This is a genomic window from Neisseria sp. P0001.S007 (assembly GCF_051963655.1).
In the GTDB taxonomy this organism is placed as follows: domain Bacteria; phylum Pseudomonadota; class Gammaproteobacteria; order Burkholderiales; family Neisseriaceae; genus Neisseria; species Neisseria subflava_A.
The window spans coordinates 93135-113960 of record NZ_JBQCUB010000004.1 but is presented as its reverse complement, the minus strand read 5'-3'; the positions used below and the strand labels follow the sequence as shown (position 1 = coordinate 113960).

17 protein-coding genes are annotated in these 20826 nt (G+C 50.7%); 8 read left to right on the top strand and 9 right to left on the bottom strand.

All coding sequences use genetic code 11. The annotated features are described in order from the left end of the window. Positions 1–47: 47 nt before the first annotated feature. Both ACTHRE_RS05660 and argC read left to right on the top strand, forming a co-directional pair. Positions 48–233, top strand: a complete 186-nt coding sequence (locus tag ACTHRE_RS05660) for a hypothetical protein (protein WP_377072532.1) — start codon at positions 48–50, stop codon at positions 231–233. 47 nt (positions 234–280) lie between these two features. Beyond that, positions 281–1327 (top strand): N-acetyl-gamma-glutamyl-phosphate reductase, encoded by a 1047-nt coding sequence (argC, locus tag ACTHRE_RS05655; protein WP_377072534.1) that lies wholly within the window; start codon positions 281–283, stop codon positions 1325–1327. A gap of 76 nt (positions 1328–1403) precedes the next feature. Here the strand turns inward: argC and ACTHRE_RS05650 are convergent, their stop codons facing one another. Next, the gene (locus ACTHRE_RS05650) at positions 1404–1679 is read right to left on the bottom strand and encodes a hypothetical protein (RefSeq protein WP_003680156.1); all 276 of its coding nucleotides are present in this window, start codon (positions 1677–1679) and stop codon (positions 1404–1406) included. A 261-nt stretch (positions 1680–1940) separates the two neighbouring features. On the opposite strand from ACTHRE_RS05650, the gene ACTHRE_RS05645 reads away from it, so the two are divergent. The 3 genes from ACTHRE_RS05645 (at position 1941) to ACTHRE_RS05635 (ending at position 4109) form a co-directional block, all read left to right on the top strand. Continuing rightward, complete coding sequence (locus ACTHRE_RS05645; protein WP_070645871.1) at positions 1941–2627, top strand: S24 family peptidase; 687 nt, start codon at positions 1941–1943, stop codon at positions 2625–2627. A gap of 132 nt (positions 2628–2759) precedes the next feature. Further along, complete coding sequence (gene erpA / locus ACTHRE_RS05640; RefSeq protein ID WP_003680162.1) at positions 2760–3098, top strand: iron-sulfur cluster insertion protein ErpA; 339 nt, start codon at positions 2760–2762, stop codon at positions 3096–3098. 336 nt (positions 3099–3434) lie between these two features. Beyond that, a complete protein-coding gene (locus ACTHRE_RS05635) occupies positions 3435–4109 on the top strand; it encodes a hypothetical protein (RefSeq protein WP_440344888.1) in 675 nt (224 codons plus the stop codon). Positions 4110–4188: 79 nt separating this feature from the next. Here ACTHRE_RS05635 and ACTHRE_RS05630 read toward each other — a convergent pair whose 3' ends face one another. Further along, complete coding sequence (locus ACTHRE_RS05630) at positions 4189–6378, bottom strand: primosomal protein N' (protein WP_440344889.1); 2190 nt, start codon at positions 6376–6378, stop codon at positions 4189–4191. Between the two features lie 135 nt (positions 6379–6513). Here ACTHRE_RS05630 and ACTHRE_RS05625 point away from each other — a divergent pair, with 135 nt between their 5' ends. Next, complete coding sequence (locus ACTHRE_RS05625; protein WP_377072540.1) at positions 6514–7305, top strand: DsbC family protein; 792 nt, start codon at positions 6514–6516, stop codon at positions 7303–7305. Between the two features lie 139 nt (positions 7306–7444). Here the strand turns inward: ACTHRE_RS05625 and ACTHRE_RS05620 are convergent, their stop codons facing one another. The 7 genes from ACTHRE_RS05620 to ACTHRE_RS05590 all read right to left on the bottom strand — a co-directional run bounded on the left by ACTHRE_RS05620 (position 7445) and on the right by ACTHRE_RS05590 (position 17410). Next, a complete protein-coding gene (locus ACTHRE_RS05620) occupies positions 7445–8128 on the bottom strand; it encodes a 2,3-diphosphoglycerate-dependent phosphoglycerate mutase (RefSeq protein ID WP_107868113.1) in 684 nt (227 codons plus the stop codon). A 102-nt stretch (positions 8129–8230) separates the two neighbouring features. After that, positions 8231–8983, bottom strand: a complete 753-nt coding sequence (locus tag ACTHRE_RS05615; RefSeq protein WP_293203611.1) for a class I SAM-dependent methyltransferase — start codon at positions 8981–8983, stop codon at positions 8231–8233. A 48-nt stretch (positions 8984–9031) separates the two neighbouring features. Next, positions 9032–10660, bottom strand: coding sequence for a sigma-54-dependent transcriptional regulator (locus ACTHRE_RS05610; protein WP_107868115.1), 1629 nt, complete (start codon positions 10658–10660; stop codon positions 9032–9034). After that, positions 10653–12239: a two-component system sensor histidine kinase NtrB gene (locus tag ACTHRE_RS05605; RefSeq protein ID WP_070712140.1), complete on the bottom strand. Its 1587-nt coding sequence runs from the start codon at positions 12237–12239 to the stop codon at positions 10653–10655. The genes ACTHRE_RS05610 and ACTHRE_RS05605 overlap by 8 nt, the downstream gene beginning before the upstream one ends. 70 nt (positions 12240–12309) lie before the next feature. Next, positions 12310–14613: a DNA topoisomerase IV subunit A gene (gene parC, locus ACTHRE_RS05600; protein WP_440344891.1), complete on the bottom strand. Its 2304-nt coding sequence runs from the start codon at positions 14611–14613 to the stop codon at positions 12310–12312. A 231-nt stretch (positions 14614–14844) separates the two neighbouring features. Next, complete coding sequence (locus tag ACTHRE_RS05595; RefSeq protein ID WP_049335291.1) at positions 14845–16167, bottom strand: MFS transporter; 1323 nt, start codon at positions 16165–16167, stop codon at positions 14845–14847. 199 nt (positions 16168–16366) lie between these two features. Then, positions 16367–17410: a LacI family DNA-binding transcriptional regulator gene (locus ACTHRE_RS05590; protein ID WP_440344892.1), complete on the bottom strand. Its 1044-nt coding sequence runs from the start codon at positions 17408–17410 to the stop codon at positions 16367–16369. 257 nt (positions 17411–17667) lie between these two features. Here ACTHRE_RS05590 and pgi point away from each other — a divergent pair, with 257 nt between their 5' ends. Beyond that, positions 17668–19308 (top strand): glucose-6-phosphate isomerase, encoded by a 1641-nt coding sequence (gene pgi / locus ACTHRE_RS05585; RefSeq protein ID WP_440344893.1) that lies wholly within the window; start codon positions 17668–17670, stop codon positions 19306–19308. A 206-nt stretch (positions 19309–19514) separates the two neighbouring features. Continuing rightward, a complete protein-coding gene (locus ACTHRE_RS05580) occupies positions 19515–20792 on the top strand; it encodes an AmpG family muropeptide MFS transporter (RefSeq protein ID WP_440344894.1) in 1278 nt (425 codons plus the stop codon). Positions 20793–20826: the final 34 nt, after the last annotated feature.

Sequence of the window (20826 nt, the reverse complement as noted above, 5' to 3'; positions counted from 1 at the left end):
GTCCTCCAACCCGGGGGCATTTTTTTACATTTTTATTTTGTGTTCGTATGGATAGGATAAAGACGAAACACCCACCACAAATCAACAGACAAATCGAACCGCAAACTGCGTTTTCCAAACGCTCAGGCCGTCTGAAACCCGCTCTCGAATATTATTCATGCTATATTTCAGACGGCCTGTTTAACCGTCCCTTGCAAAGCTTGGCACAAGCATCGCTGACCGACTGCAATTAATTACTATATAATCAAACGCATTGTCATCCCTACAAAGGAGCCACACCATGACCACAAAAATTAAAATTGGTATCGTCGGTGCAACCGGTTACACAGGCGTTGAATTGTTGCGCCTGCTCAGCAGCCACCCCAACGCAGAAGTCACTGCCGTCACCAGCCGAAGCGAAGCCGGTATTACGGTTGCCGACTACTTCCCCAGCCTGCGCGGCATTTACGACCTTGCATTCCAAACGCCCGAGGATGCCGGGCTTGACCGTTGCGACCTCGTGTTCTTTGCCACACCCAACGGCGTGGCCATGAAAGAAGCACCGGCCCTTGTGAAAAAAGGCGTACGTGTGATTGACCTGTCTGCCGACTTTCGCATCCGCAACATCCCTACATGGGAAAAATGGTACAAAATGACCCATGCCGCGCCGCAACTCGTTTCCCAAGCGGTGTACGGCTTATGCGAACTTTACAAAGAGGACATCGCCAAAGCCATGTTGGTGGCCAATCCGGGCTGCTACCCTACCTGCGTTTCCCTGCCCTTATTGCCGCTGCTTCAGGCTGGCCGTCTGAAAGCCAACGCGCCTCTGATTGCCGACTGTAAATCCGGTGTTTCCGGTGCAGGCCGCAAAGCCAGTACCCACGCCCTATTATGCGAAGCAGGCGACAACTTCAAAGCCTATGGTGTCGGCGGCCACCGCCATCTGCCTGAAATCCGACAAACCCTATCCGGACTGCAAGACCATGTTTCAGACGGCCTGATTTTCGTGCCACACCTTGTTCCGATGATACGCGGTATGCACGCTACCCTATATCTGCACCTGCAAGAACATACCGATCCTGAAGCCTTACTGCGCGAATACTACCGCGACAGTCCTTTTGTCGATATTTTGCCTTCAGGCTCGACACCTGAAACCCGCAGCGTGCGCGGCGCCAACCTCTGCCGTATCAGCGTTCAAAAAGCGCCCGATCAAGACGATGTGTGGATTGTTCTTTCCGTCATCGACAACTTGGTTAAAGGAGCAGCCGGTCAAGCCGTGCAGAATATGAACATTATGTTCGGCCTACCCGAAACCACCGGCCTGACTAATGCTCCATTGATGCCTTAATATCATCTTATTGAAAACACAAGGCCGTCTGAAACTTTGATCGTTCAGACGGCCTTTATCGATTCATTCACAAACATCACTCATACACCACGCCGGCAAGCATTTCTTCTTCATTCAAGTTGCCGTACTGTTGCTCCCAATCGTGGGTAGCCTCCACCATATCGCATTCTTTGGCAAAAGCCAGCAGCCTGCCGTCCATCTGATCCAAACTCAAGCTGCCCAAGCGTTCGCATTCCGAAGCCGTCAGATTACCGTCCGCTTCATGCGCCTCCGAAGATCCGAAAGGCAGAGCAAAAAAACCCAGTACCAACGCCAGCAGCACCCAAAAAGTATTTTTACGCGAACGAGTCATTTCACACCTCTCATCATAATCATATAGCAGGTCTAAATCAGAAAAACTAAACCAAATAAAATTAAACTAAGAAAAATCGAATAGAAAATTAGAAATATCGATTTATCTAAGACAAATCGAATAATACTAAGAAAAAATAGAATATGCAATACTTTTTCTTAGATGAAGTAATTTTTTTCTTACAATTTTATAAAAACTAAGGTAAAATACACTCAAATCGTCCAAACCATATAAAAAACATACCTCCATAAAGGCATAAACATGGATACCTTTAAAGACCGCCTGGCTTTCTTATGGAAAGATGAAGCCCGCCAAGCTAAAATCGCCGCCGACATTGATATGACTATCGCCGGATTCAGCCGTATCTGGAACGAAGGTGGCCTGCCGAAATCAGAAACGCTAAAAAAAATCAAACAACTTAAAGGCTGTAGCATAGACTGGCTTTTGACAGGCGAAGGTTCCCCCTTCCCCGATTCCGAAGCCCCAAAAGCCACGGCAACCGACACACTGGGCAACCCAGTCGATATAGACGAATTTGTCTTTGTGCCACGTTACGACATCCAGGCCGCGGCCGGACACGGTCAGCTCGTCGGCGACGAACAGCCCATGTTCGCCATGGCGTTCCGACGTTATTGGATTGAAAATTATGTAACGCGCGACATCAAAAACCTTTCCGTTATCTCAGTCAAAGGCGACTCGATGGAAGGCGTGCTGAATGATGGCGACACCATCCTCATCAATCACGGACAAACCACGCCGCGCGACGGCCTCTATGTTTTACGCCTCAACGAAAACCTTTTGGTCAAACGCCTGCAATTGATACCCGGCGGCATCGTCAACGTCATTTCTGCCAACGAAGCCTACCCTACTTTTGAAATCGACTTTAAAAATCCGACCGACGACGTTGCCATCATCGGCCGTGTCGAATGGTTTGGCAGAAGTATCTAAATCTGACATACTGGTGCTTGAAATTTCTGCCATGCCCTCCATGTAAGCTGGCAGACCCTGTCTGCACAAACTTGCCTTGGCTAACGGTTTGCGCGACAATAGTAAAAATATTCATATAAAAGGAATCACATCATGTCAGACGAAAGCCCTATTATCTTTACTGACAGCTGCTGCACCAAAGTTGCCGACCTGATTGCCGAAGAGAACAATCCCGATTTGAAATTACGCGTATTCGTCAACGGCGGCGGTTGCTCCGGCTTCCAATACGGTTTTACCTTTGACGAAATCAAAAACGACGACGATTTTGAAATCCAGAAAAACGGCCTGACGTTCTTGGTTGACCCGATGAGCTACCAATATCTGGTTGGTGCGGAAATCGACTACACCGAAAGCCTGCAAGGTTCTCAATTCGTCATCCGCAATCCGAATGCAGAGACAACTTGCGGTTGCGGTTCGTCCTTCTCCGTATAAACAATCCGTTTTTGCCACAAAAAACAGGCCGTCTGTATCTTCAGACGGCCTTTTGTGTGAATTTATTTTAAACAATTTTAGATTTACTTTATAATAATAATATCGGGCGTGAATATTTACTCTACAATAGACATAACATTGGACATGTATGTTTCCATATAAATAAAAAATTATTGTCCAGCCGATTAACGACACAAAGGCAAACCGTACCTGGTCTGCCTGAGACTGCAGCCTCTGTTTTGGCTCGTATCATAAGCCAAAACAGCTCAAACACAATAACAAAACCTTAGGCTAAACCCATTTGGTTGACGCAGTCGAAATACTCATGGGATATCAATGAGCAAACAAGAAAAATTTTTCGACGTATACGTTTCCTATCCGCCGAACACGGATAGGGAGCTCATCCACGCCTGCCTGTATGAGAACCTGCCCGAAAACGAAGTCGAGAGCCTGATTCAGGCCTTGGCCGAGCGTCCGCAAGCGATTGTGGCCGAAAAATGTACCCAAGATGAGCGCGAAAATGCGCAGCATTACTTCAGCTATTTGGGTTTGGACGTGATCGTCCGTCAGTCTATGGAATTGGAAGAGGTTGAAGAAGAAACTATGTCGGCAGCCAATACTCCCGACCCTATCCAATGCCCCGTCTGCATGACGATTATTGACGAACTAGATGCACAGGAATGCAAAACCTGTCACTTTGATTTGACAGAAAAAAATGAGCTGGCCATCCAGCGCAAACGCATTGAATGGCAGGAAAAAATCTCTTTCGAGCATAAAAAACAAACCGAAATTGCCCACAAGCTCAAATACGAACGCGAGCAGGAAGAGAAAAAGCTGCGCAAGAAAATCCGTGCCGAGTTGGAATCCCAACTACGCGAAGAGTTAGACCAAAATCCTGAGCTGGCAGCACTTGCAGCGAGGAAGAAAACACAGTTTCTGCTTACAATGGCTATCGTATTCGCCGTTTTGAGCCTGCTTGCACTCGGCTATATCGCTGCAAAATTCTTCTAAACTGATTTCAAAACTTAAGGCCGTCTGAAAACAGATTTTCAGACGGCCTTTTATTTCCTTATTGATTGAATCATTTCAATCAAGCCTCTTGCACATCAACGTCCACCGACCATCTGATTTTACCATCGCGGTTTTGCTGCAACACCTGCACCCACAAACTCACGGCACGGTGCAAATCTTGTCGGGATGTCGATTCGAGGAAAATTTGCGCACGTTCGCGTTCGGCGAGGCGCACCATCAGCATCGGAGCAGCGCCAAACTGGGAGACACTTTCAGGCAACAGCGGGGTGAGGGTTTCTTTGGCGGCGTTGAGAAATTCCATCGCATCGGCAACATGCGGCGCATCGGCACGGACAGCCGCCTGAAAACCAAAAGGCGGCATGGCGAACATTTGCCGCTCGTTCAATTCGTTTTCGGCAAACACAGCGTAATCCTGCGCTTTGACGGCGGCGAAGACGGGATGTTCGGGCAGTTGGGTCTGTATCAGCACCTTGCCGGGTTTGTCAGCACGCCCCGCCCTGCCGGATACTTGCATCAGCTCGGCGAACAGCCTTTCCGGCGCTCGAAAATCCGCGCTATACAGGCTGCCGTCGGCGTTTAACACGATAACGAGGTTGAGCCGCGCGAAATCATGGCCTTTGGCAAGCATCTGCGTGCCGACCAGAATGTCGATTTCATTGTCGGCGATGCGGCGGTACAAATCCGCCCAGTCGTTTTTGTGCGCCGTGCTGTCCCTATCGACGCGGACAACGGCGGCCTTGGGCAGAAAGGCGCGCAGGGTTTCTTCGACGCGCTGCGTGCCGTGGCCGACGGCGGTCAGATCTTGGTTGCCGCAGTCGGGGCATTTGAACGGGATGGGTTCGCGGTGATCACAGTAGTGGCAGCGCAGTTGGCGGGCGCGTTGGTGCAGCACCATTTTAGCGGAACAGTTCGGGCAGCCGAAGGTATGGCCGCAGTCGCAGCAAAATAATGCGGGCGCGAAGCCGCGCCGGTTGAGGTACACCAGCGACATGCCGCCCACTTCAAAGTTCTGTTTTAAAAGCTGCAAGGCTTGCGGCGAGAAGCCGTTGTCGAGTTTCAGACGGCCTACGTTGAGAATTTCTACTTGCGGCAGTTGCGCAGCGGCATGGGCGCGCTCGGTCAGTTGCAGCAGGCGGTACGCGCCGCTTTGCGCCTTGTGCCAACTCTCTAGGCTGGGCGTGGCGCTTCCCAATATGATCGGGCAGCCGCTCTGCTTTGCCCGCCACACCGCCAAATCGCGGGCGTGGTAGCGCAATTCGTTGTCCTGTTTGAACGAGCCGTCGTGTTCCTCATCGACCACAATCAACCCGACATCAGGCAAAGGCGTGAACACTGCCAGCCGCGTGCCGATGACCAGCTTCGCCTGTCCCAACATCGCGCGAAGATAATCCTGCGTGCGCCTACCTGCCGCCATCTGGCTGTGCAACACCGCGGTCGGCACATCGGCAAAACGGTTTTCCACCCGCTTTAAAAGCTGCGGCGTGAGGTTGATTTCGGGCAACAGAAACAACACCTGCCGCCCCTGCGCCAACACTTTCGCCATCGCATCAAAATACACCTCGGTCTTGCCGCTGCCGGTAATGCCGTACAGCAAAAACGGCTGAAATTTACCAAAGGCCGTCTGAATTTCATCGGAAGCCTTCTGCTGGTCGGCGTTTAATACAAATTCAGAGTGCGAAGCCTGCCCGTGGTACGACCTTAAAACGGGTTTCGCCGCTTCCGTCGTTTCAATCCAACCCTGCTTCGCCCAATCTTCGATTAATTTCGCCGCCTGCGCGTTGACCTGCTTCAACGCCGCCATCGTCATTCCGCCCGACAGCAGCACGTCCCACAAAGCCGCTTTTTTGTTGAACCGTGCCGGCGGCAGCGTTTGCGCCCTACCCGCTTCGTTCAAAGCGTAAAACAACGGCGGCTGCGGCATTTCTACCGCGCGCGTTTCCTTCAAACCTTGCGGCAATGCGGCAAACACCGCCTGCCCGGTCGGATAGTGGTAATAACGCGACGTAAACGCCAACAAATCACGCCAGCTTTGAGGCAACGGCTTTTCTTCTACAAAGGCCGTCTGAACACTCAAAATCCGCGCCGTATCCATATCGGGCGCAATATCCGTTTCCCACACAATCCCGACAACGGTTTTATTGCGAAAAGGCACAAGCACCCGCGTTCCCAGAGGAAGCGGCTCGGAATGCGAATAAGTCAAAAGGCCGTCTGAAAGCGGCACGTTCACAGCGATGCGGTGGTAAATCATACAAACAATCAAATCATTTTTTCGTATTTTAACAGCCGAAAGCTATTTTCAGACGATAATTTGAGCCTTAGTACAATGCAGACATGACGGAGGTTTGATACAATGCCTTACTTTTAACATACGCAAGTCTCTCGCATGAAAACCAAGTTAATCAAAATCTTAACACCGTTTGCCGTCCTTCCTTTGTTGGCATGCGGTCAACCTGCCGTATCCAACGCCAACGCCGCGCCTGCGCCAGCTGCCAAAGCGGAAGCGCCTGCCGACAAATCTGTTGCCGCTTCTTTGAAAGCGCGTTTGGAAAAAGTCTATGCCGCCCAAGATTTGAAAGTTTTGAGCGTCAGTGAAACACCGATTCAAGGCATTTATGAAGTTGTCGTCAGTGGCAAACAAATCATCTATACCGATGCCAAAGGCGACTATATGCTTGTTGGCGACCTCATCAACGTCAACACGCGCCAAAGCATGACTGAAGAACGCGCCGCCGATTTGAACAAAATCGACTTCGCTTCGCTGCCTTTGGACAAAGCCATCAAAGAAGTTCGCGGCAACGGCAAACTGAAAGTCGCTGTTTTCTCCGATCCGGACTGCCCGTACTGCAAACGCTTGGAGCATGAGTTTGAAAAAATGACCGACATCACGATTTATACCTTCATGATGCCGATTCCAAGCCTGCACCCTGATGCCGCGCGCAAAGCCGAGCTGTTGTGGTGCCAACCTAATCCGACTCAGGCATGGATCGACTGGATGCGTAAAGGCAAACTCCCAAGCGGCAAAGCAAACTGCGAAAACCCTGTTGCGGAAACCACTTCATTGGGCGAACAATTCGGTTTCAACGGCACGCCGACCGTGGTCTTCCCTAACGGTCGCAGCCAAAGCGGTTACAGCCCTATGCCTCACCTCAAAGAAATCATCGAGAAAAACCAGTAATACTTTTCAGGTTTAATCTCCATCAAGGACGCTTTACGCGTCCTTTTTTCATTTCGTCCGCCATCAATTGCTTTCAGACGGCCTCGATAGAGACAAATACAAAAAAGGACGTGTCCGCCACGTCCTTTTTCCCTTTACCTTACAGATAGAATTTCTCAACCACTTTCAGGTTTTCATCTAATTTGTACACCAGCGGCTGACCGGTTGGGATTTCCAAGCCCATGATGTCTTCGTCGGAAATGCCTTCGATGTGTTTGGCCAACGCACGCAGGGAGTTGCCGTGTGCCGCAACCAATACACGTTTGCCGCTCAAGATGGCCGGAGCGATTTGGTCTTCCCAGAAAGGCAGGACGCGCTCGAGGGTAACTTTGAGGTTTTCACCATCAGGTACAACATCGCTAGGCAGGTTGGCATAGCGGCGGTCGTTGTGGGCGGAGTGAGGGTCTTTAGGATCCAGCAGCGGAGGCAGGGTGTCGTAGCTGCGGCGCCAGATGTGGACTTGCTCGTCGCCGTATTTTTCTGCGGTTTGTTTTTTATCCATACCTTGCAGCTGGCCGTAGTGGCGCTCGTTCAAACGCCATGATTTGATTTGTGGAACAAACAGTTGGTCGGATTCTTCCAAAACGATGTTACAGGTTTTGATGGCACGGGTCAGAACGGAAGTAAAGGCGATGTCGAACTCGTAGCCCTTCTCTTTCAGCTTTTTACCTGCTGCTGCAGCTTCTGCCAAACCTTGCTCGCTCAGCTTAACGTCGCGCCAGCCGGTGAAAAGGTTTTTCGCGTTCCATTCGCTTTGTCCGTGACGGATGAATACTAATTCCATGATAGTTTGCTCCAATGAAGTTTGGGAAAAGGTATTTATAGCACACTTTGCCGCCGCGCTGATAACGTCGGCGGTTTCTTTTGATATGTTGCAAGTTTGCTTCTAGTCTTCAGACAGCCTTGTCGGAAGGTAAACATCAAACCGCGTGCTTTTGCCTGTGTATTGATAAGCAGGTTTGCGCCCGTCGAGAAATTCGCCCAAGCGCGGACGTTTGACGACAATGCGTTTTTTGGCGGTATTCAATGCTGCGTCCAATAACTCGGCTTCGTCTTGTGCCGAGCCGACCAAGTCGTGAAAGTAAGCCATTTCTTTTTTCACAGCGGCGGTTTTGCGACGCTCCGGATACATCGGGTCGAGGTACACCACATCGGGCCTGCCGTTTTGAGTAGCCAATTTCTGCATCAAATCAACGGCATTGCCGAAATGCAAAGTAATTCGCTGGGCAATCTCCCGTGTCTCTTCACTTTGCCCTGCCCTGTTGAGGCCGTCTGAAAGTAGACAGGCGACAGCAGGATTTTGTTCAAAAGTTTGTACATTCAAACCCAACGAGGCAAGCACGAAGCTGTCGCGTCCCAGTCCGCCGGTAGCGTCCCAGACAGTCGGTTGCGCAGTGTGGTTGACGGCTTTGGCAATCAACTCGCCTCCGCCTTTAGTACGCCGATAATGGGCGGTACCGCCATCAAAATCAACGCGGACACGGCCTTTTTCACCGGCGCGGCACAAGCTGATGCCGCTTTCGTCAGCAATAAGGAAACTGCCTTCTTCAGGCTGTCGGTCGATAACGGTCAGCCCGAACGGCTCGGCAAGGCTGCGAAGTTCGGCGGGTGCGGTTTCGTCAAAATAAATCTTGTACATAAGGCTTATGTTTCAGACGGCCTTGAAAACTCAGGCCGTCTGAACGTTTTAATTGATGTCCAAGCGTTCCATGCGGTAGCGCATAGAGCGGAAGCTGATGCCCAAAAGCTTGGCGGCTTGGGTACGGTTGTAACGGGTTTGCTGCAAGGCCTGCTCGATGATGCTGCGTTCCACTTGGTCGAGGTAATCCTGTATCTGCATGGTACGCGGATCAAACGGCGGAATGGGGCTGTGATTGAGCGTAGTTTCACGCGCGTCAGGTTCGGCAATATCGTCAAAGGAGAAGCCACTGCGTTCAGCCTTAACTTGTGGGGCGTTTTGAATCTGCAAGTCGTCCACTTGTATCACTTGGCCAACCGTCAGCGCAACGGCGCGTTCGAGGATATTTTCCAACTCGCGGAAGTTGCCGGGGTAGCTGTAATGCAACAGGGCTTCTTGGGCTTTCGGGCTGAGTTTGTAGGTTTGATTGCCGTGACGGTGTTTATACAGCAGATACAGAATCAGCGCGCCCAAGTCTTCGCGCATTTCACGTAAAGGCGGCATGTGCAGGGTGACAACGTTGAGGCGGTAATACAAGTCCTGACGGAATGCACCGCTTTCAACCAAAGCTTCGAGGTTTTTATGGGTCGCACAAATAATGCGCACATCCACAGAGGTTTCCCGCGCATCACCGATACGGCGCACGGCTTTTTCTTGAATGGCGCGCAGAAGTTTGACCTGCATGGCAAGCGGCAAATCGGCAACTTCGTCAAGGAACAAAGTACCGCCGTCAGCGTGTTGGAAAAAACCTAAACGGTCTTGATCCGCGCCGGTAAAGCTGCCTTTTTTGTAGCCAAAAAATTCGCTTTCCATCAGATTTTCAGGAATGGCACCGCAGTTGACAGCAATAAACGGTTTGTCGGCGCGGTCGGACAGCTCGTGAATCGTGCGCGCCGCCTGCTCTTTACCTGTACCGGACTCGCCGGAGATATAAACGGGAACAAGGCTGTGGGCCAATCTGCGAATCAGGTGGCGCACTTCGACCATTTGCGGCGAAGTACCCAACAGGCGCGGCATATCGTCTTCGCCTTCCAATATAGGTGCGTCTTGTTGCAAAGCAGGATTGATGCTGCCGGCCGAAAAACGCTCTTTTAAAGAATTGAGCCCTTCCGGAACAGTCAAAGGCCGGTTAAATTCACTCTGTACGCTCTTAGGAGGCGTAACGACAGGCTTGACCGGCTGAGGTTCGGGTTTATACAGGGCGGCAGAAACAGGCGCAGGCTGCGATTTGACTTTTTCAGACGGCGTGGGTTCGGCAGTATTGTCGGAAACCGATACTGCCGATTTAACCAATGAACGCAACTGCGACAGCGTAATCGGTTTTTGCAGATAATCAAATGCCCCTGCTTTCAAGGCTTCAACGGCTTGGTCGGCATTACCGAAAGCCGTAATCACGGCGACGGGCGTGTCGAGCATCAGTTCATCAATGTATTGGACAACCTCGAGGCCTGAGCCGTCGGGCATACGCATATCGGTCAACACCAGCGAATAATCGTTGTTGTCTAGCCTGTCTTTGGCTTCTTCAACACCAGCCGCAGTATCGACGCGCAGACCCATTTTCATCAGGGTCATTTCCATCAGGTCGCGGATGTCTGCCTCGTCATCGACAACCAAAACCGGCTCTTGCAATTTATTCATCCTGCGCTTGCTCCTTCGGTAAAATCAGTTCAAACCCGTTCATTTCAGGGTGATAATGCAGCTGCCCCATATTGGCGTGTGCCAACTCGCGTGCGACGTAAAGCCCCAAACCGGTGCCTTGTTTTTCGGTGGTGTAAAACGGCTCGAACAGATGATTTCGTACATCCGGCGGCACGCCTTTGCCGTTGTCCGCCACTACGATGGAAATATGCATCCTGCCGCTAGAGCGGATAAGAACGGTAATGGCGTTTTCGTCCTGACGGCTGTGTCGCCAAGCATTGTTACACAAGTTCCACATCACTTGCTGCAAGTGCATGGAGTCAACCAATACGGTCAGGTTGTTGCCGTCCATATTCATGCGCAGACAGCCGATGGCATCGGGATTATTCAAGGTAAATTCCTGCTTAAACTCCAACCAGAATTTCATCAGATTAATCGGCTGGCGGCTGATGTTGTCTCGTTTGTTAAGCAGGGATACGTCTTCCAACATCTTGTCGATGCGTTGGATATTGCTGTCGATGATGTTGTAGAGCTTGGCCTTGAGCGGGTCTGCCTCATCGCCCTCTTGCAACAAATCGCTGGCATGACGGATGGCGGACATCGGATTACGGATTTCGTGGGCAAGGTTGGCAGTCAACTGTCCGAGCGAAGTCAGCTTGGTGGACATGGCCTCCGCAGCCACTTCACGCAATGAACGGACGTACAACATCAGCAGCTCGGTCTGCTCCTGAATCAGCGGAACGGCACGGACGTGCATGGCGTGTTGGAAAATATGGATATCGGTTTCAAAAGGTTTGTCGGGTTGGCGCTGCCAACGTGCCACCAGTTCGCCGAACACGATTTCCTGCTGATCGATAATCAGGCTGGGGAAATAAATTTTTGCCTGCTTGTTAAACAGCCACACGCGTTGGGTCGCATCAATCACCACAACCGCTTCCTGTACGCGGTTCAAAACCAAATGATTCAAGCCGCTGATCCGGCGGTATGCCAGTTGATGGCGGCTGGCGGACTCTGTAGCCTGCTCCAGATAACGGGCGGCAAACGATGTCAGCATCGCCACCAGATAGCCTGCGCCGATCAGCATCGAAGAATTCACCATTGATTTCGCGTCCCAATTAAACGAATCGAAACGCATACTGCCATCTAAAAACAGGTTCAAAATAAACAACATTGCCGTATAGCCTGCATACAGCATAGGATAGTGGCCATAACTGAGCAGACACGACGTGGCGACAAACGGCAAAACCAAAATCCCGAAACCAGAAGCCGTACCGCCGGAGATATACACCAAAACCATCATCATGGTGATGTCGACCACGGCACTGGCATTGGGCAAATCCAAAGACTGCCACTGCCAGCCCGGGCGGAACACGGAGAGCATAATCAGGAGGAAATACAGCGTTACCCAGATATAAAACTCAACGTCTGGCAACGAAATGCCAATCAGGTTGCCGCCTGTGTAGCTGCCGAAAGCGTGCAAAACCAAAAGCGGTAAGACGATGGCTATTCGGGCAATGTTGATTACACCGGGAATCCGCTCCCTCAGATTACCCAGTTCTTGAAGATTGGCTCTGTTCATAAATGAACCTTTTTTTATTATCATGCAATGTCGTATAAATTTAATTTATTTAGATATATTTGTTCTTGTTTCAGGACAAACTTTTCAGACGGCCTGATATTTCCAATACCTTGCCTTTTTTACCGCGTTTGCCGTCAATATCGGCAATACGCAGTTTTTCCTGATGTTCTGCACCGCGTCGGCCGACCGATACAACGGTAAATTCAGGAGAGGTCGTCACCATAATGTGTTCCAAAGATGCACCATCGGCCAACGACATCAGCTGCAAACCGCGGCCTTTAGGCATGACTTTGAGCTCTCCAATGGAAAACGCCAAGAGACGGTGGTCGCTGCTGGCCAGTACAACTTTGCAGTCGGGATTGATCAGCGAAGAAGCATAGACGGCAACCGGCGGCAGGACGGTTTCGCCGCTGTCCACAGTCATGACCACTTTACCCGCTTTCACTCGCCCGACCATATCGGCCAACTTGGTGATAAAACCGTAGCCGCCGCTGCCTGAAAGCAAGTAATGCTGTTCGGGCTGACCGGTGAGCATGGCGACGGGTTTTGCACCGTTTTGCAGCTCGATTAAGGATGAAACCGGCACGCCGTCGCCGCGTCCGCCGGGGATTTCGGCGGCATCGAGCGTGTAGGTTCTGCCCAATGAATCCAGGATGACGACGGGTAAAACAGTGCGGCCTTCGAGGGTTTGTTTGAGGCGGTCGCCTTCTTTGAACGCGGTTTGGCTCAAATCAAGGTTGTGTCCGGCGCGGCTGCGTATCCAGCCTTTTTCCGACAAAATCAGCGTGATGGGTTCGTCGGCGGTGGTTTGCGTCAACACGGCGCGTCCAGCCTCTTCCACCAGTGTGCGGCGTGCGTCGCCGAACTGCTTCATGTCCGCCTGCATCTCTTTGATAATCAGCTTGCGTTTTTCGTTTTCGTTGCCCAAAAGGATATTCAGACGTCCTTGTTCTTCGCGCAACTCGTTCAATTCTTTTTCGAGTTTGAAACCTTCCAAACGCGCCAACTGGCGCAGGCGGATTTCCAAAATGTCTTCGGCTTGGATTTCGGTCAGCCCGAACGCTGCCATCAAATCGGTTTTCGGGTCGTCTGACTCGCGGATGACTTTAATCACTTCGTCAATGTGCAGAAAGACTTTCAGACGGCCTTCAAGGATGTGCAGCCGTTTTTCCACTTGGTTCAAACGGAATTTCAGACGGCGTGTTACGGTCACGACGCGGAAATCCAGCCATTCCTGCAAAATCGTTTTCAGATTTTTCTGCGCAGGGCGGTTGTCCAAACCCATCATCACCAAGTTCATGGACACATTGCCTTCCAGCGAAGTTTGCGCCATCAGCGTGTTGATGAAGGTATCCGTATCGATGCGGCTGGATTTCGGCTCGAACACCAGTCGCACGGGATGTTCGCCATCTGACTCGTCGCGCACGCGGTCGATTAAATCCAGCATCAGCTTTTTGGTGTTGAGCTGGTCTTGGTTCAGCTGCTTTTTACCCGCTTTCGGTTTCGGGTTGGTCTGCTCTTCAATTTCGGCAAGGATTTTGGCGGAGTTGGCGTTCGGCGGCAGCTCGGTCACAATCACGCGCCATTGCCCGCGCGCCAGCTTCTCGATTTCGTAACGTGCACGCACGCGCACACTGCCTTTACCGGTTTCGTAAATCCGGCGCAATTCATCCGCCGGCGTAATGATTTGACCGCCGCCGGCAAAGTCGGGCGCAGGGATATATTGCATCAGGTCGGCGGTTTCCAGCGACGGTTTTTTTAACAGCGCAATCGCCGCCTGCGTGACTTCGTTCAAATTGTGCGACGGAATTTCGGTCGCCATGCCCACCGCAATGCCCGACGCGCCGTTGAGCAACACCATAGGCAAACGGGCGGGCAGGTGCAGCGGCTCGTCAAACGCGCCGTCGTAGTTCGGCACAAAATCTACCGTCCCCTGATTGATTTCGGACAACAGCAATTCCGCAATCGGCGTCAGTCGCGCTTCGGTGTAACGCATCGCCGCCGCTCCGTCGCCGTCGCGCGAACCGAAGTTGCCGATGCCGTCGATTAAGGGATAGCGCAAGGTAAAATCCTGCGCCATTCGCACCATCGCTTCATAGGCGGAACTGTCGCCGTGCGGGTGGTATTTACCCAAAATTTCGCCGACCACGCGCGCCGATTTCACCGGCTTCGCCCCCGCCGTCAAACCCATATCGCGCATGGCAAACAAAATACGCCGTTGTACAGGCTTTTGGCCGTCTGAAACTTCAGGCAGCGCGCGGCCTTTGACCACGCTCATGGCGTATTCGAGATAGGCGCGTTCGGCGTATTGACCTAACAGCAGGTAGTCTTCGCCGATAGGAGATGGGCTTGGAGCGGAAATGTGTTCTGTCATCAGGATGGTAAAACGAAATAAATTAAAGGAGGATATTGTAAAGCAAAATCGGTAGTCATAGCCAATTTGAGTGATGAACGGTAGCGCAGCGACAATAAGGCTTACCGAATAGCGACAATAAGGCTTACCGAATCAGGTCTGCAAATGGAATCCGTTTCTGCCAAAAAGGCCGTCTGAAACCATTTCATGTTTCAGACGGCCTTTTCATTTTGGTTTTAAATCAAAACTTCGTTATTCTGCAGTAGCCGGTTTGGCCGCAGTTTTAATGGTCAAGGTCAACGCGGCGGCGATGGCGAGGAAAACACCGGCAAACGTCATCGCGTTGGCAGGGTCTGCGCCAAGCAACTTCTCATAAACCTTACTAAAAGTAAGAGTTTGAATAAACATCGGAATAACGATCATCATGTTGACGATGCCCATATACACACCGTAACGCTCTTTCGGGATAGAATTTACCACAATCATAAACGGTACACCCATCATACTTGCCCAACCTACACCAAAACCAATCATTGGGACAAACATTAAGTATTTATTACCGATGTGCGGAATGCTAAGCAAGGCCAGCGCAGCAAGGGTTACGGCAAAGGCATGAACATATTTGGCGGCATATTTGCGTGCCATCCACATCAAGCCAAAAGCAGAGATAAAGGTTACAACATTATAGAAACCGTTTACCAAACCGGTCCATGCAACAGCCTCCTGATAAGCAACCTTATCAGCAGAGGTGGAATCCCAAACAGATTTAACAAGACTGTGTGAAATATATTGCCAATAAATAAAAAGTGCATACCATTGGAAAAGATAAACTGAAGCAAGCTGCCACAAAGGTTTGGGCATTTCTTTGATGGCACTAAAGATCTCTTTGACAGCATGAACAGGACCTCTTGGCTGAGCTTTAATTGCTGCCATTTCTTGAGGTGAAGGTTCACGTTCAGGAGTAGTTAATACAGTTACTAGGACAGAACCAATAGAGCAAACCGCACCAATATAGAATGAGCCGAATACCCAATACGGAATACCCACTTCAGAAGTTTGGTTCAACCAACCAACTTGTTTAAGGAGATAAAGAGAAATGTTAGCAAGGGTAATACCCAAACCGGTAAACACAGACTGCATCAAGAAACCGGTGGATTGCTGATTCTCAGGAACCGTATCGGCAATAAAGGCACGGAAAGGTTCCATTGCGGTGTTGTTACTGATGTCCAAGAGCCACAGCAGCAATACAGCCATCCATAAGGCGGTAACGTGCGGATACAAGAATAAGCATAAACTGCAACCGATCGCACCAATTAAGAAATACGGGCGGCGGCGCCCCAATCCCGGTACCCATGTTCGGTCGCTCATTGCACCAATAATAGGTTGTACGATTAAGCCAGTAACCGGGCCGGCCATATTAAGGTAAGGCAATATGCTGGGATCTGGATTAAGAAAGTTGAAAATCGGGTTAATCGCAGTTTGCTGCAACCCGAAGCTATATTGAATACCGAAGAAACCGAAGTTCATCAGCATAATCTGGCGAAGTGTCATCGCCACTTGTGGGGAGATTTTCATAGGAAGGCTACTCCTGGGTAATAAACTATGGAAACAACAAACTCCAATTTCAGCGGTATGACGCTTTTATTATATTTGGGCTGCCCTTTTTACTGAGGCAACTCCGTTTTCAGACGGCCTTTATTTTGACCGTTTACATAATCTTATTTTGATGTGTGTTTGTGTTGTTTAAAGCTTATTATTTTCAGGCCGTCTGAAACTATTTATTAATCACAGACTGACGCCAGATGGTTTCCCCAACGACCTTGACTGGCTGAACCACACCGGCCTGGTGTTCAATGTGTTGAAACAGCAAATCAGCCGCCATCGCGCCCATGCGCAGATACGGCAATTCTGTACTGGTCAACGGCGGAAACAGCGTCTCCGCAATCGCGCTGTGGTTATCATATCCGGCAACCGAAACTTGCTCGGGAACCCGCACGCCGCGCGTCCTCAAAATCCCGTACACGCGCACTGCCATTTCATCGTTACCGCAACAAATTACCGTCGGCGGAAGCGGCAAAGACAGCAGCTTCAAAATAGCCGAAATCAAAGACCCGCTGTCGTTGCTGAAGTCAGGATAACCAGTTTGCACCAAATCAGGATCGAAGACAATATCCGCATCAGCCAAAGCACGGCGGTATCCGGCCAATCTCAATCTCGTCGCTTCCACGCCCGGCTGCAAAGTCACATAAGCAATCCGTTTGTGTCCGCTTTGGATAATCCGGCGCACCAAGCCATACTGCCCTGCTTCGTCGTCCGGCAAAACCGCAGGCGTACCCGCCGAATCAAAGCAGTTGACCAACACCATCGGGCACCGGTTGGGCACTTCCGGCAGCAATACTTCCTGATGGAAACCTGCCACATATAAAATCCCCTCGGCACGATGCTCCATAAAGGTACGGATCAGCGGCTCCATCTGACCGGGCTGGCCCGGCTTATTGTCGATGTCGGCAATCATCAAAATCTTGCCTTGTGCGCGAATCTGCTGCTGAATGCCCTTAATCAAGAACATATCCGGTATGCCGTGTCCGCCCGTATTTTCACCTGTCCGAGAAATCGCGCCAGTAATCAGACCGACCAATCCGGAACGGTGTGAGCGCATAATCCGAGCCGCAGAAGACGGGATATAGCCCAAAGCAGCAATCGCTGTTTCTACTTTGGAACGGGTTTTATCACTGACCGGCGCATCGCCGTTAATCACCCGGCTGACCGTCTTGGGAGATACCCCAGCATAAGCAGCGACATCATAAATTGTAGCCATCTTACGAACCCGCCCCGACAGGATTTCAATAATGTTACATAGGATAACACAGCAGACATCGGTGTCATACCCCCTTTTTTACAGAAACTTGATGATAATCAACCGTTTCTATTGCATTTTGCATACATTTCTTAAACAAAACCGACCCTACCATCTCCCAAAAGTTGTCCAAATTTGTTAAACTACAAGCCACTACAAAAAAGCAGGAAATACATATCTATCCTGCTTATTTTACCGTTACATACTAAGGAAACGAGATGTCCGCATACTCAGACGCATGGCAGGCCTTGGAAGCCCATCATGCCGATACTCAACACGTTACCCTGCGCGAACGCTTCGCCGCAGATACTGAACGTTTCAACAATATGCACGAAATTCTGCACGGTTTGTTATTTGATTACAGCAAAAACCGCCTAGATGAAAACACCCTTGATTTATTGTGCCAACTGGCCGAAGCGGCCGATTTGCCACAATATATGCAGGCCATGAGCAGCGGTGAAAAAATCAACACCAGCGAACACCGCGCCGTTCTCCACACTGCTCTGCGCCTGCCTGCCAATGCCAAACCTGTTTACGTTGACGGCGAAAACATCGTGCCCAATGTTCATCATGAACTCAACCGCACCCTCGAATTCGCACGCCAACTCCTAGACGGCACCCACGCAGGCATTACCGGCAAACCGATTACCGACCTGGTTCACATCGGTATCGGCGGCTCCGATTTAGGCCCGCGTATGGCCACACAGGCGCTGCAACCCTATTGGCAAAACATCCGCGTCCACTTTGTCAGCAACTCCGATGATGCCGACCTGACCCAAACCCTTCTCGGCCTCAATCCCGAAACCACCGTATTCAGTATTGCCAGCAAATCATTCCGCACACCGGAAACCCTGCTCAATGCCTACGCCGCGCGCACTTGGTATCGCGATGCAGGTTTGCCCGATTCCGGCATCTACCGCCACTTCTGCGCCATTTCCGCCGATGTGGCCGCAGCCCAAAACTTCGGTATCTCCCCCGACAAAGTCTTCGCCATGTCCGACTGGGTCGGCGGCCGCTATTCCATCTGGTCGCCTATCGGCCTGCCGCTGATGGTTGCCGTCGGCGAAAAAGCATTCCGCAAAATGCTGGCCGGCGCACACGCGATGGATACCCATTTCTTCGAAACGCCATTCCGCCGCAATATTCCCGTCCTGATGGCACTCATCAACGTTTGGTACAACAACTTCCAACATTCAGACGGCCAAACCGTTGTCCCATACAGCCACAACATGCGCCTCTTTACCCCGTGGCTCAACCAGCTCGATATGGAAAGCCTCGGCAAACAGCGTACTTCAGACGGCCAACCCGTTTCCTGCACCACCGGCGGCATTGTCTTTGGTGATGAAGGTGTCAACTGCCAACATGCCTACTTCCAGCTTCTGCACCAAGGTACGCGTCTGATTCCCGTCGATTTCATCGTCCCCATGACCACAATCTACGGCAACCACCGCCAACACCGCTTTACCGTTGCCAACGCCTTTGCCCAAGCCGAAGCGCTGATGAAAGGCAAGACCTTAGACGAAGTACAAGTCGAATTAGCCGCACTGCCCCAAGATGAACGCGACCGACTTGCGCCGCAGAAAGAGTTCCCCGGCAACCGCCCGAGCAACAGCCTGCTCATCGACAGCCTGACGCCTTTCAACCTCGGCATGCTGATGGCAGCCTACGAACACCGCACCTTCGTTCAAGGCGTAATTTGGCGTATCAACCCCTTCGACCAATGGGGTGTGGAATACGGTAAAGAGCTGGCAAAAACCATCGAACCCGAACTTGAACGCGGTACGCCGGCACACGACAGCTCCACCAACGGTCTGATTGCCTTCTACCGCAACTGCAACGCAGCATCGAAGGCCGTCTGAAAATAAAATATCCGTAAAACAAACATATCTGCCTGTCTTACGGACATTTCAAAAACCTATCGGCTTGTTCCAACAAAAGGCCGTCTGAAACTTAATTTGTCAAAGTTTCAGACGGCCTTTTATTATTCAATAAAGATAGCAGAAGTTCATTCGCCATATCCCCCATCTTTGCTACAATATCCCTTTTCTTTTTTATTGATTCCACTATGACCAACGCACCCCAAACCAGCACTTGGCGCAAGATTTTTTCGCGCAAAATGCTGATTTGTATCTTTACAGGCTTCACTTCGGGGCTGCCGCTTTATTTTCTGATCAACCTGATTCCGGCATGGTTGCGCAGCGAACATGTTGATTTGAAAACCATCGGCCTGATGGCACTTATCGGACTGCCTTTCACTTGGAAATTTATCTGGTCTCCCGTCATTGATTTGGTCAGATTACCTTTTTTAGGACGGCGACGCGGTTGGATGCTGGTTACGCAAATTGGTTTGCTGCTGACCTTGCTCGTTTACGCCTTCCTAAATCCTGCTCAGCATTTATATGTAATTATGGGCTTATCATTGGTGGTCGCCTTTTTTTCTGCCAGCCAAGATATTGTATTGGATGCATTTCGCCGCGAAATTTTGTCAGATGAAGAATTAGGCTTAGGCAACTCTATCCACGTCAATGCCTACCGTATCGCCGCTTTGGTACCCGGCTCGCTCAGCTTAATCTTGGCCGACTTGATGCCTTGGCACAACGTATTCATCATTACTGCACTATTTATGCTGCCCGGTCTGCTGATGACCCTGTTTTTAGCCAAAGAGCCTGACATTCCACCATCTGTGTCGCGTACATTTGCCCAAACAGTCTCTGACCCTTTCAGTGAGTTCTTCTCCCGCAAAGGAATCAAACAGGCCATATTGGTATTGCTGTTTATCTTTCTCTACAAACTGGGCGACAGCATGGCCACTTCTTTGGCTACACCTTTTTATCTGGACATGGGCTTCAGCAAAACCGACATCGGCCTCATTGCCAAAAATGCCGGTTTATGGCCTGCTGTCATTGCCGGTATTGTAGGCGGTATTTGGATGATAAAGCTCGGTATCAATAGAGCTTTGTGGATTTTCGGCGTGGCGCAATGGGTTACTATTCTAGGCTTTGCCTGGTTGGCAAATTTTGGCAAGTTTGAAACCATCACACTGACAGAGCAAATGATGCTTGCGGCCGTGATTGGTGCAGAAGCAGCGGGCGTAGGTCTGGGTACAGCGGCGTTTGTTGCCTATATGGCTCGTGAAACCAATCCTGCATTTACGGCCACACAATTGGCCCTCTTTACCAGCCTGTCAGCCGTTCCACGTACATTTATCAATGCTTCGGCAGGTTATCTGATTGAAGCGATGGGTTACTTCAATTTCTACTGGCTGTGTTTCGCTTTGGGCGTACCGGGCATGTTGCTGCTGTTTAAAGTGGCACCATGGAATGGCGAAAAAGTGAGTAACTAGATTGCCAGTCTAAAACATCTAGTAAAACAAAAGG